General features: G+C 60.0%; 15 protein-coding genes. 9 read left to right on the forward strand and 6 right to left on the reverse strand.

All coding sequences use genetic code 11. The features are described from left to right. Positions 1 to 368: 368 nt before the first annotated feature. The 4 genes from NKJ88_RS32430 to NKJ88_RS32445 all read left to right on the forward strand — a co-directional run bounded on the left by NKJ88_RS32430 (position 369) and on the right by NKJ88_RS32445 (position 2646). Complete coding sequence (locus tag NKJ88_RS32430) at positions 369 to 620, forward strand: GlsB/YeaQ/YmgE family stress response membrane protein (protein ID WP_023699916.1); 252 nt, start codon at positions 369 to 371, stop codon at positions 618 to 620. A gap of 386 nt (positions 621 to 1006) precedes the next feature. Further along, positions 1007 to 1363 carry a DNA ligase-like domain-containing protein gene (locus tag NKJ88_RS32435; protein ID WP_352446919.1) on the forward strand — a complete coding sequence of 119 codons (357 nt, stop codon included), beginning with the start codon at positions 1007 to 1009 and terminating at the stop codon, positions 1361 to 1363. A gap of 110 nt (positions 1364 to 1473) precedes the next feature. Further along, positions 1474 to 1689, forward strand: coding sequence for a hypothetical protein (locus NKJ88_RS32440; protein ID WP_352446920.1), 216 nt, complete (start codon positions 1474 to 1476; stop codon positions 1687 to 1689). 78 nt (positions 1690 to 1767) lie between these two features. Further along, complete coding sequence (locus NKJ88_RS32445) at positions 1768 to 2646, forward strand: YihY/virulence factor BrkB family protein (protein ID WP_352446921.1); 879 nt, start codon at positions 1768 to 1770, stop codon at positions 2644 to 2646. A gap of 217 nt (positions 2647 to 2863) precedes the next feature. On the opposite strand, the gene NKJ88_RS32450 is transcribed toward NKJ88_RS32445, so the two are convergent. The 3 genes from NKJ88_RS32450 to NKJ88_RS32460 form a co-directional block, all read right to left on the reverse strand. After that, positions 2864 to 3031: a hypothetical protein gene (locus NKJ88_RS32450; RefSeq protein WP_023713678.1), complete on the reverse strand. Its 168-nt coding sequence runs from the start codon at positions 3029 to 3031 to the stop codon at positions 2864 to 2866. A 514-nt stretch (positions 3032 to 3545) separates the two neighbouring features. Then, positions 3546 to 3863, reverse strand: a complete 318-nt coding sequence (locus NKJ88_RS32455; protein WP_352446922.1) for a YMGG-like glycine zipper-containing protein — start codon at positions 3861 to 3863, stop codon at positions 3546 to 3548. Positions 3864 to 4057: 194 nt separating this feature from the next. Further along, positions 4058 to 4459 carry a type II toxin-antitoxin system HicB family antitoxin gene (locus NKJ88_RS32460; RefSeq protein WP_352446923.1) on the reverse strand — a complete coding sequence of 134 codons (402 nt, stop codon included), beginning with the start codon at positions 4457 to 4459 and terminating at the stop codon, positions 4058 to 4060. 113 nt (positions 4460 to 4572) lie between these two features. Between NKJ88_RS32460 and NKJ88_RS32465 the strand changes: the two genes are divergently transcribed. Genes NKJ88_RS32465 through NKJ88_RS32480 form a run of 4 tightly spaced genes read left to right on the forward strand, consistent with a single transcriptional unit; the run spans position 4573 to position 7176 of the window. After that, positions 4573 to 5016, forward strand: coding sequence for a recombinase family protein (locus tag NKJ88_RS32465; RefSeq protein ID WP_352446924.1), 444 nt, complete (start codon positions 4573 to 4575; stop codon positions 5014 to 5016). Positions 5017 to 5043: 27 nt separating this feature from the next. Further along, positions 5044 to 6177, forward strand: coding sequence for a recombinase family protein (locus NKJ88_RS32470; RefSeq protein ID WP_352446925.1), 1134 nt, complete (start codon positions 5044 to 5046; stop codon positions 6175 to 6177). Further along, complete coding sequence (locus tag NKJ88_RS32475) at positions 6171 to 6563, forward strand: hypothetical protein (RefSeq protein WP_352446926.1); 393 nt, start codon at positions 6171 to 6173, stop codon at positions 6561 to 6563. The genes NKJ88_RS32470 and NKJ88_RS32475 overlap by 7 nt, the downstream gene beginning before the upstream one ends. Then, positions 6481 to 7176 carry a plasmid partitioning protein RepB C-terminal domain-containing protein gene (locus NKJ88_RS32480; protein ID WP_352446927.1) on the forward strand — a complete coding sequence of 232 codons (696 nt, stop codon included), beginning with the start codon at positions 6481 to 6483 and terminating at the stop codon, positions 7174 to 7176. The genes NKJ88_RS32475 and NKJ88_RS32480 overlap by 83 nt, the downstream gene beginning before the upstream one ends. Here NKJ88_RS32480 and NKJ88_RS32485 read toward each other — a convergent pair. From NKJ88_RS32485 to NKJ88_RS32495, 3 genes are all read right to left on the reverse strand, one after another. Beyond that, positions 7171 to 7863 (reverse strand): SOS response-associated peptidase, encoded by a 693-nt coding sequence (locus NKJ88_RS32485; RefSeq protein WP_023713674.1) that lies wholly within the window; start codon positions 7861 to 7863, stop codon positions 7171 to 7173. The two genes, NKJ88_RS32480 and NKJ88_RS32485, sit on opposite strands and share 6 nt — an antisense overlap. Before the next feature lie 239 nt (positions 7864 to 8102). Further along, entirely contained in the window at positions 8103 to 8936 is an 834-nt protein-coding gene (locus tag NKJ88_RS32490; protein ID WP_245264071.1) for a thermonuclease family protein, read from the reverse strand. Positions 8937 to 9123: 187 nt separating this feature from the next. Beyond that, a complete protein-coding gene (locus NKJ88_RS32495; RefSeq protein WP_352446928.1) occupies positions 9124 to 10626 on the reverse strand; it encodes a winged helix-turn-helix domain-containing tetratricopeptide repeat protein in 1503 nt (500 codons plus the stop codon). A 435-nt stretch (positions 10627 to 11061) separates the two neighbouring features. Here NKJ88_RS32495 and NKJ88_RS33085 point away from each other — a divergent pair, with 435 nt between their 5' ends. Next, positions 11062 to 11193, forward strand: a complete 132-nt coding sequence (locus tag NKJ88_RS33085; RefSeq protein WP_502904788.1) for a hypothetical protein — start codon at positions 11062 to 11064, stop codon at positions 11191 to 11193. Positions 11194 to 11787 lie beyond the last annotated feature (594 nt).

The following is an 11787-nucleotide window of genomic DNA, read 5'->3' on the forward strand; positions in this document are numbered from 1 at the left end:
GGTGGCGAGACAGAGAGAGATCGCTGTAGCTGTCAAAATCTTACGTTTCATGTGAGTCTCCTTTGGGGTTCGACGCCGTTGCGGCCTCGAATCCTAATCTCGAGGAAAGGCACTTCTTCCTGTAGAGAGCGGAATTGAATGTCATGATCCATGCGCACCAGTCTTGGGTCTCGAATGCGAGGCCGGGGCAATGACCACGGAACCGATGCAAGAGCTGCCGTCTGCTGGGGCGGTAGTGGCGATAGCCCGCAAATCGCGCGCAGCGGCCCGGCGACGCGACTGCTGTAGCTCAGATAGTCGCGGAACTTTATTGACTTATGGGACGTTTCCCCGCCGAACCAATTTAGGTTCAAGGAAAAGGGGGAACTATGGAAAATCCAGGTGTCGGTTGGATAGCTGCGATCGTCATCGGCGGTATCGCCGGCTGGCTCGCCGAGATGTTCATGAAAAGCAATATGGGCGTGCTCATGAACATCATTTTGGGGATCGTCGGCGCCATCCTCGCCAACGTACTTCTCGGACTTGTGGGGATATCGTTGACCGGCTGGCTTGGCTATCTTGCCGCTGGCTTCATCGGTGCATGTATTTTGATTGCCGTGGGCCGAATGGTTAGACGCTAGCGACCACTCGACCTTGAAACATTCTGGTTCAGGCGCCTGAGCCTTGCGCTCACGCGCCTTTCTGGTGCTGCACCTGTCGCGGTCTTCACATCAGCGAGTTCGGCTACGTTTAGGCGACCTTTCCGCTTCGCGGCCGTCGTCGGGTGTCCTTGCCCGGCGCAGGGTAGGTTTCCCGCCCGCTCAACTGCTTGACGCCGGATTGTTTCAGAGGCCGGCTGGAAACGTGCCGTGCCCACTTTCGATCGTTGCCAATTGACCACTAAGGACGGCACCATTCTTGAGGTCTTTGCAGGAGCGCCACCACGCCCGCAGTGACACATTCTCGGATTTACCTGACCGAAAGATTACGAGCCCGGTTGTGATGTTTCGGGAAGACATCCCCGAACGTGGTGACCCTCAGCACCCGCGTCGCCTCTCGGGTAAATGACGGCCCTGCTGAAACCCGTATCGTGGCACATGACGAGATGCGCGGTCTTGTTGGCATGCTTTTCTCGAAGCGCCGCGACAGCAAATACCGCAGCGGTCCGTCGACCAACTGGCTGAAGGCAAAGTGCTATGCGATCGACGAGTTCGATCTGCTCGGCGTCGAGCGTGAAGCGGGCAAGCCGGCCTTCGCTCTGATAGCTGAGCGCGGCACCGGGCGTTATGTACGAAGCGCATTCGTCACCTTGAACCGGGAATGCGCGAGAGGCTATGGAAACGCGTCCAGGAGCACTCAGGCACGGCGCCCAAGGGCATCATGAAGCGGCCGGCCACGCAATGGGTAAAGCCGGGAATCATTGGACGCGTGAAGCACCTGCGCGGCGAGGGATGACCTGCGTCATGCCTCACTGCAGGATTTCCGCGAGGAAGATTGAACGCTATCGGAGCCATGCCAGCAGCAGATCGCCTTACCGTCCGCTTCGCCTATCAACGCGGCTTTCAGGTCCTCGATGGCAGCGCGATCCTCCAGACGTTCGAGAAGCAGGACGAGGCGTTCAAGTTCGTGCTCGGCCGGGGTGCTCGCGTTTGGCTGGCACGGTCGCGGACCGTCATAGGCCGCATCACTGACGTTGCCTGCTCCCCCTGAGGGCGTTAGTAGCCCGCAACCGGAACATCACATGTGCTGGTGCATTGCTAGTGAACGCCAATTCGACTGGGGCGCAAAATGCATCGCGCGATCACAAATGCATGGGCAATGGTGCGAGAAGCCATCGTTGGGTTCGTCAACGACAATGCTCTCAGCCATGGCGCAGCAATCGCTTTTTATGCCACAACATCGTTGGCGCCAATTCTGCTCATCGTGGTTGCAATTGCGGGTCTCGCATTCGGTCACGAGGCAGCGCAAGCGGCATTGTCCGTCCAAATCACAGGGATGATGGGTACAGAAAGCGCAAATATCCTTCAAACCGCACTGAAGAGCGCATCCGAAAAGCCATCCGGCGGCACCTGGGCGGCGGTGATTGGCATCATCACCTTGCTTGTGAGCGCTTCCGGGGTCTTCGGCGAAATACAGCAGTCTTTGAACATGATATGGAAGGTCGAAGCGCAGGGCAGTTCGTTGTCGCGCCTGGTGCGCGCACGTGCGGTAAGTCTGGGATTGGTCACCGCACTTGGCTTCATGTTGCTCGTCTCTCTAGTCGCGAGCGCGGCGATTTCGGCCCTAGGCAGCCTCATCTACGCACAGTTGCCGTTCGGGACACTTGTCCTGGGCGTTATCAACGCGGTCGTTTCTTTTGTCCTTCTCGCTGCCATTTTCGCCGCTATCTTCAAGGTCTTGCCTGATCGAACCCTGGAATGGCGGGATGTCTGGATTGGCGCTGTTGTGACCGCTGCCCTGTTCACCCTCGGCAAATCGCTTATCGGTTGGTATATAGGCTCCAGCGCGGTCGCGGCCTCATATGGGGCCGCCGGTGGGCTCCTCGTCATCCTGTTGTGGGCTTACTACTCGGCGGAAATTTTTCTTTTTGGTGCGGAAATTACTCGCGCCTATTCCATTCGACACGGCAGCAGGTCCGATCTGGATGCTGTGCTTCACAGTGCTTGACTTGCAACACACGCCACTAACGACGAAATCGACTAGGCGCGCGGCGCGCCGGCTGGCTGCCTTCGCGACGCCACCCGCATCATTACCCGTCGGCGCCGACCGCATCACCGAGCAGGGCACGCGAGCTGGATACGGTCGACGCCATATGATGAGTGCACGGGGCGCTGGTGGGCCAAACCATCGCGGTCACAGTTTGAGTTGGTTGGGAAGACGCGGTTCAGCGGCGACGCGGACGGCGCTTGCGTATCGGCTTTGATCTCGCGCGCCTGCCGTCCGACGCCTTCTTGGCGGCAGCGGAGCGGTACAGGTTCATGAGGTCAATCAGGAGCCGAACAATGGCAATTGCAGTTGCAGCATCGAGCCAGCCCGCAATGCTGTTGAGCATCGGGATTGTTCTCCAAGCTTACGACGTGAAAGCGGTCGAAGGACCTTGGCGGCAGTGCTACTCTTCGCCTAGGCAGGGACTGCCACCTAATCGTTGTGGCACTCAGTTGCCAGCCACCATGACATGAAAAAGGCCTCCGAAGGAGGCCTTTGGATGGTGTGAGCGAGAATCTCCACCTAACAAATTATCCCACATTTTGTGCATGCAGCGCAAGCCGTTCGCTTGGCCAAGGCGCGCTTGGCGCCTTGATGCTTGGCAGCGTGACCGTCACCCCGTTCTTCAGGTGGTCGCTGCGGCACTTTCAGCAGCCGCAATGCGATGTGATTGTTGGCGCCAAAAACCACCGCTTCACGTCGCTTCCGCGAAATGGATACTTGCAAGCACCAAGCGCAAGCTCATGAAGCAGAGGGTGTCGGACCGAGCGGGGTCTCATATTGTGAAACGCCGAACGGATCCCGGGTCCCTGGAAGGGCGGCAGCAAAGGTTAGAGAGCCGCACTTCCAGGGAGGCTGGATCAATAGTCGTTGTTGTAATAGCGATCATCACAAGGCGCCGTGTAGATCCGGCCGCGACGGTCCTGGTAACGGCAAAGCTGTTCGCCGCGGCGCTGCGGCGTGGTCGACTGGCCGATGACGGCGCCGAGCAGGGCACCGCCGGCGGCGCCCACGACCGTGCTTTCGGTGTTGCCGCCAAGTGCCTGGCCGGCGAGGGCGCCGACGCCGCCGCCGATGAGCGCGCCGTTGGTCGCCCTCTGCTGCTGTTCGGTCTGGGTCGCGCAGCCTGCCAGGGCGGCAGTCATGAGCACGGCGGCAATGGTTTGTCTGATGATCATCTTGGAACTCCTTTGGAGCCCCAAACGCGGATTGGGGCGAATGGTTGCCAGTAGCTGTCGCATTGCGGCCAAACGGCGGCGCGCCCGCTCACGAAATGAGACGTGGTTTCTCGGGCCTTGAAGACAATGGTTGCCAAAGCGGAACGCCTTGCGCGAACAGGGCGGTAGCGCCTCGGTTTGAATCCGTTGAGGAGCTAGGCTGGTTCGTCGCGCATCGCCTTTTTCGCTGCGGCAGTCAGAAATCCGGACCGGCTATAGCCATGGCGTTCCGCATATTGATCGATCTGGTCGAGGACATCTTCGGGAATGGTGACGTTGACGCGCACCACCTTTGTGGTCTCGGCTTTGAGCGCTACCAGGACGGCGACCCGGCTGAGATTGTCATTGTTCGACATGACATCTTCCAGGGATGATGGCTCGGGAATGGCTTCGCCATCCTCGACAAGGCCTTCGAGATGGAAGGCCAGGGCCTCTTCGGCCAGGGCGCGGGCGTCGTCCAGGCTGGTGCCGGCGGTGACCACGCCCGGAAAATCGGGGAAGGATACGCCGAAGTCGCTGTCCGCTTGCTTGTGGATCAGTCCGATATCGTGGCGCACGGTCGGTTCCCCCAAGGAGCGGCTTCGAGGCTCGATCAGACTATCGAGCCATTCGACACAAACTGTCGAGGTATTCCTAATGGGACCGTAGGAAGCTGCCTAGTAAGTTGGGCATGCCCCAGGCAGACATTGCCTGGGCAACGGTCGAGAGTGTGGGGAAAGTGCCAAAGTTAGATGGCGGGAACCAGACTGTGCCTAGAGTTCGCGCCGCGCAGTACGTGCGCATGTCGACGGAACACCAGACCTACTCGATCGACAACCAAGCGGATGCCATTCGCGACTATGCCGATCTCATGGCTTACGAGATTGTCGCCACTTACGAGGACCTCGGTCGCAGCGGCTTAAACCTTGGAGGGCGCCCCGGTCTTCAGAAGCTGTTGGCCGATGTCGAAAGTGGGCGAGCCGATTTTGAGACGGTTGTGGTCTATGATGTAAGCCGTTGGGGGCGTTTTCAGAACATTGATGAAAGCGCAGCCTACGAATACCGATGCCAGATGGCCGGCGTGCGTATCGAATTTTGCGCCGAGCAATTCGCAAACGACGGCAGCATCGGGTAAGACGTCCTCAAAGCAATCAAACGGAGCATGGCTGCCGAGCAGAGCAGAATGCTCTCGCAAAAAGTCTTCATCGGCCAGGCGAGGTTGATCCGGCTGGGCTTCCGGCAGGGCGGGAAGGCCGGCTTTGGCCTGCGGCGCCTGCTTGTCGATCAACACGGCCGCTCAAAAGGCATCCTTTCATCCTACGAATACAAGAGCCAGCAGGCGGATAGAATAGTTCTGGTGCTCGGCCCGCCTGACGAGATTGCGACAGTGAAGTGGATCTTCAGTCACTTTGTCAGAACACGCAAGACAGAGCTGGAGATGGCAAGACTGCTCAAGAAGCGCGGCGTGCTCAGCGATTTGGGGCGACCATGGACGCGGGAATCCGTGCACTCGGTGCTGACCAACGAAAATTACATTGGCAACAGCGTCTGGAACAAGCATTCGGCCCGGCTGAGAAGCCATCAAGTCCGCAATCCCCCCGAACAGTGGGTGCGGGTGGAAAACGTCCTGGAGCCGATCGTCGACAGCAAACTGTTCGATCGGGCGCAGATCGTGCTCAAGACCATCTATCGCCACATGACCAACGACGAGATGCTGGCCGCCCTTAGGGCGCTTCTGGCTCGCCGTGGCGCCTTGTCGTTGGCCATGATCGACGTCGATCCCGGGTGCCCGCCGGCCCAACGCTACCAGTGGCGTTTTGGAACCATTGTCAAAGCCTATGAACTGATCGGATACGAGCCATCGAAAAACTACCGCTTCATCGGCGTGAACCGGCGCCTGGAATCAATGAGGCTGCAGATTATCCGGGATCTTGTGGGCGTGATTGATAGGCAGGGCGGGGTTGCTGCCCATGACATGGCGATGGACCTCCTGCGGATAAACGAGGAGATCACGGTGGCGATTACAATGGGACGATGCAGGGTTTCCGGCTTCGGCTATCCACGCTGGTTTTCCAAGGCCGATAAACGGCCACTACCCGACATTTTCGTCCTGATCCGTATGAATCCCGGCGACCTGACCATTCGGGACTATTTGATTGCGCCTGCCCACGAGATCGCGGGTAAATCGGAACTGCATGCCATCAATGGGATACCGCTGGACAGCTATATTTTTCCCACGCTCGACCCGATTATCAGGTTGGCAGAGCGAGAGCCTGTCGGAGGCGTGGCTTGGTAGTCAAGCGCTTAGCCAAGGACGCCGCCTACCGTGCGTTGGAAAACGGTGGCGACAGACATGCGAGCAATATTGTTGCTGGCGCATTAGGGTACAGGAAGAGGCTTCGTTCACACGAATTTTTGGCGACCTACGATACGGAATGCAAACGCATGCGCGATTTCGTCACGCAAGCGGCAAAGTCTGAACAGAGCCTAGACCGGATAGTAGCGGCGCTCCACCTGATGATGCGCGACAAGCAATTCTGCGCCACGCTGGTGTCCGAGGGCTTCAGGACAATGCCAAAGCTACTGGCACATAGGTTGCGTGGCGCGACCCGCGAGCCGCAAATGTTCTGCTCTCCCGGAAAACCCGCTTCCGAGACAGGCGAGAACCGGAAAAGCCGTTAACGGAATTTGCCCTGATGTCCTCGACCTGCTTCGGGACGCGCCGGTAAAAACAAAAATCTTCGGGTTGCTCCAGAAGGTGCTGCCAGCCAGGCAATTGGAGATTGCCCGGCTGATGGTGGCGATGGACCGGGTCAGGATCACCTACGCGAGACTACTCGTCGCTCTGACACCGCAAGCCCTGCTGGTCGAGGGTTTTAATCTCTCAACGATCACCACACAAGCGGAAGACCAGCGCGGCGCGATGGTGCTCGATGTCGGCGCGGTAAGCCTTGCGGTTCTCAGCGCCGCGGAACGTCATGGCCAGGTGGGCCTGGAGCTTGTCGCAGCCAACCGCTTTTTCGACCGGTTGATGGATAATTCCAGAGTGGTGCGGTATCTCGCCCGGACCTTTCCGGGGCATTTTGAAGAGTTTCACAGCTTCTCGATGCCATGCCTCGAACCGTCGCCGGGACGCAAACAACAGAACCAATGTGACTTCTGTCTATGCCTCGAAAAGCCAAACCCGCCGAGCTTGCCGCAGCCAGAATGCTCGCAAAGCGATTTTCGATCGGCTCTCGGCCGCGCGGAATCGCTGTCATCCCTTCGGCAAGCCGGCTCGGTTCGTCGCTCATAACGGGTTGATCGGCCCAACGAGGCCGGGATGGTCGTTGGGAAACTTGTTGACGGCGCTGGTGTTCACCTCACGTCCAACGCGGTTGAACTGCAGCTGACCGTCGATGTCGTGGCTGAGAATGTCCTTGAGGCTGTCCTTTGGTGTCTCCGGGTCCAGCCAGGCGTCATAATATGCCTGGTCGAGAATGAGAGGCTGTCGATCGTGCAACTGCTTCATCGGTTCTGCGGCAGGCTCGGTGATGATGGTGCAGCTGGTTATGTCGAGATTGGAATTGTAAGCCCAAAGCCCGGCGAACGAGAAAGGCGCGTGGCCTGGCTGGTAGATGTGCCAAGGGTCTTTCTTGCCGTCGGCTGGCGATATCGTCCACTCGTAGAAGCCATCGGCAGGGATCAGGCAGCGCTTGGACTTGTAGGCGTCGCGGAAGGCGGGCGCTGTATCGATGCCCTCAATCCTCGCATTGAACATAGCCGCCTTGGGCATTTCCTTTGCCCAGAAAGGGACCAGCCACCAGCGCCCTTCACGGAGCCTGTGGTTGCCATCCTCACCGGCAGTGACGAATGGGACATCCTGAGTCGGCGCGATGTTGTACCGGGGCTCGTCGTTGCGGCCCGTCTCCGCCGGCGCAGTCAGGCGGTAGAGCCGGTGGATTTCCGACCACGACAGATATTTGGTGTAACGTCCGCACATCGCTCTGCCTCAGTTGCGCAGGAGTTCAGGCACGCTGAGCGGGCCAAGGTCGGAATTCTCCTATACTCGTCGCTGCGGCGCCAGACGCCGCGTATCTTGGCGGCGGTGACCGATTGATTGCCTTCGCCAGTAGCCTTGCGGAAGGCTCTGGGCGACCACAGAGTTCCCCTTGGTGTGCGCCGTGGAGGCAAAAAGGGCAAAGTCGACGACGATCATGCCATGTCCCTCTCACTGCGGACTTAGCAAAGGCTCTCGCAAGGAATGCCGTCCTTGTCGCGGTCGAGCTTGCCGCCCCAAGAGCAGTTGGCCAAATACCAGTTCGCCTCGTTGCATGAGCTGATCTGGGGACAGGTTCGCCGTGGCTGACAAGAATAGCTCTGCGCCACCTGCCCACTACGCATGATACCGAGTGGTTGTTTTGCTGACGGCCTGGTGGTGCCGTTCGCATGCTCTGCGCGCCAATCCCATGGCGCCTGAAACGCTCCAGCCCACAGACCGACCTTCGCCGCCTGGGCCTTCGCCTGCTGTCTTGCGTGGGCTCCGTGGCTGTAGCGCGGCCAATCTAGTGCCAAGCCCCGCTCGACAAGCCAGCTCTGGACGTTGCGACCGTCGGCGCGATCGCAATCCCCAACAAGCCGGCCGTACCGGTCTCGGTTAACAAAGCTGCAATGCAACGGACGCGATGCAGCCAGGAACTCGTCCAAGGCTTGGGCAGCATGGCGCCCGCAGGCGTATTCGAAGCCCTTAGCGTCTTCGCAATATTGCTTACTCTCGGGCGCATCGATGCCGTTGAAGCGGATGCGCTGTCCGTGGATCTCGATCGTGTCGCCGTCGATCACAGACGCGACACCGGCGATCGGCGCCGGCTTCGAGCCGAACCAATTCGATGCATTGATCTCTGGCAAACTTTCGCTGTGCTGGATGGCGGTTTGCGCGACCAGAGCGCCAGCCGCTACCGCAGTCACCAAAATCAGGCGCCGCGGCACATTCGCCCATCGGTGCGCACGGCTATGCTTGGCACCGGTTCGCTTTCGCCAGCGATCAGATCGATTGTCGTATCGGTATTTGTCCACGCCCTCTTCCCCGCAGAGAGGATGCGACTGTTTCAACGAAGAGTCCAGAAGACGAGACGCGCGGAATGCTAGCCCGGAAGCCGATGCGTGCCGACGCCCTCGACTTCGATCTCGGTTAAGGGGGTTCGATGACCTGTTGGGGTGCATTCGGCTGTCGGGCCTGACCGGCGCGCTCCCGAAGGTGCGTTCACGCGGGAAATCCGGCCTTTCTGAAGCCTGACGTGAAAAGCTCGAGGTCGACTTGGTCGGCGAACGGGAGACGTGAAATCAGCCGGATAGTCAGGTCATGTTTCCTCATCAGTGCTTCCTGAACTTCAGCACGCGCCTTCTGCGTCTCGCCCAAATGTGCGTACGCCGCTGCGAGAAAGGCATGAATGAAGAATTGGTCGCCGGCCTTCTGATACGAACCGACGGCCTCCGAGTACCTTCTTAGCAGGAAGAGGGAGCTGCCCTTCACCTCCCAGAACCATATTGGAGGTAACGGGTCGCGCAGCAGCGCAGATTCGAGCACGTTCAGCGCGCTCTCGGCCCGGCCGCCGTAGTTGAGCCAGCTTGCGTAGTCCCCCGCTATGTTCACGTCCAACGGGTTCAATGAGCGCGCTTGCTCGAAATGCACTCCCGCGTCGCTGTGCTGGCGCATGTGCGTAAGCACCAGGCCCATGCTCTGGTGACAGACGCCATCGCTCCTGTCGAGAGCGAGCGCCGTTCGTGCCGAGTCCCAGGCGTTCTGTAGCGTCCGCGGATCGTGGTCGTACCAAAATCTGCCGACGAGCGCCTGCGCGAGGAAGGCGTGGCCTTGAGCGAACGTCGCATCGAGCTCGACACACCGGACGAATAGGGGCTCGGCCATGTCCAGTTCATACCGGTAGAACTGTGCGCGCCCCTGCAGGTAGCAGTCGTATGCATCCCAATCGGCCGGAGGCTTGCGTCTGGTCCTGCTCGTCGAATCGGCCTCCGCTTGGCCTTCGACCATCGAGGCGATGAGAGCCGCAACCTCGTCTTGCAATGCGAAGATGTCGTCGAGGGCCCTGTCGTACCGTTGGGCCCACAGGTGGGTACCGGTGGTAGCGTCAATCAACTGTGTGGTGATCCGAATGCGATCACCGAGCTTTCGTATGCTGCCTTCGACGAGGTAGCGAACTCCGAGTTTGCGATGGACTTCGGCAATGTCCAATGCCGGATAGCGAAACTGAAAAGATGAATTCCGCGCGATGACAAGGAGGGAGCGGAACCTGGCCAGCTCCGTAATTATGTCTTCGGTTATGCCATCGCTGAGATACTGCTGGTCCTGATCGCCGCTCAAATTGGCAAAAGGCAGGACCGCAATCGACGGCTTGCCGGACCCTGGTATCGGTCTGCGGGATGCGCTCGCCACCGGCTCGACAGTCCCGGTGAAGCGGTAGCCGACGCGAGGCACCGTGGCGATCCACTCGCCGCCGTTGTCAGCCGGACCGAGTGCCTTTCTCAGTGTCGCTATTTGCACCGTAAGGTTGCCTTCCTCAACGGCGGTTCCCGGCCAGGCAGCGTCCATCAGTTCGGCCTTGGTCAGGATCTCGCCGGGCCGGGCCGTAAGCGCAGCAAGCAGCGTCAGCCCACGATGCCCAACAACGATCGGGATCTGCTCTTTCAGGAGCGTCCCGATGTCGGGATCGAGTACGAACGGACCAAAAGCGATGCGTGTCCCCTGCATCTGGGCATATTAGACGTTCCGGCGGTTTTCGGAACAGTGTCGGCACCGCTTTAATCCCCGGGTCGCTTTCGAGGCCTATGCCCAGAACGCGGCCACCTGTCCATCGATTAGAAGATAGCGATCGGGCGCTGGCCGCTGCGCGCGAATGTCCGGAGTGGCTATCCCGACTGCGTATTGGCCTGCGCCGCTGATCAGAGATAGCGAACCGCAGATCTGACCGGAGCAAGGCTGGCGCTAAAGCATTGATATTGCTGTGCCGGCTGGCTTGGCGCGTTCCTAGTCGGCAGCCTCGCAGCCGGGTTGGCGCTCGGCGTCGGCCAAATCCTCCTCGGCGTTATTAGCCCCATCTGGGCAAAAGCTGGCGATCGTGCTGGTCTTCGTCGCTCCCGCGATCGTTGCCGGCTACTATGCCACCCCCATGGGATCGCGAAGCACATGATGCCTTCGGAAACCTGGCAGATCGTCTTTTCCGTCATTGGCGCGACCGCCGTCGGCGTCACGGCATATCTCCGGGTCGCCGGCATGACAGCCGCCGACCAATCCGGCAGGGACGTGGTTCGCGCCTAGACCCGCGCGGACGAGGCGGATGGACCAGACCGAGGAAGGCCTAGCCACTTCCTTATCGGTCGTGGAGCGATCGGGTTCCAGGCCAGAATCGAGCAACGGCCACGTGCCGGCGCGGCCTCGTTTGTGGCCTTGGACTTTCTTCAGTCGATGCCCATGGCAGACCGACCAGTCGGTAGCAGGACGGCAGCGGGCGGTGGCGGCGGCGTTGCAGGTGCGCGGAATCTGTGCCTGGAATGCGAGGGCGATGCGGTGAAGCCTGTAGCGATCTGCCCGAGGCGCGTTGCACGCCAACGTCTCCGTTGCCAATCTGTCCCAAGAGCGCTCCAAACGGTCTCTTCAATGGGCTGATCTGGCCGAAGGACGGCTGAAGCCTCGACCGCCTGGGCCGCAACGGCGCGTCCCGACTTTCTTCCCCTGCCGGCTCCCACCCCATGCCGCACGCGCATGGGGACCCCGAGCGCCGCCATTCCTCGCGAGACAAGAAAGCCGTTCCTGCGCCGTCCTCCGCTTTGCTCCGGTCGCAAGCGATGCGTCGTCGGTCGCCTCCGGCCAAGTGATCGCCATCGAGGCCGCATGGTGCGGGCTCGGGAACAG

Origin of the sequence: Mesorhizobium sp. M0016, assembly GCF_040324035.1 — a bacterium.
Classification (GTDB): Bacteria; Pseudomonadota; Alphaproteobacteria; order Rhizobiales; family Rhizobiaceae; genus Mesorhizobium.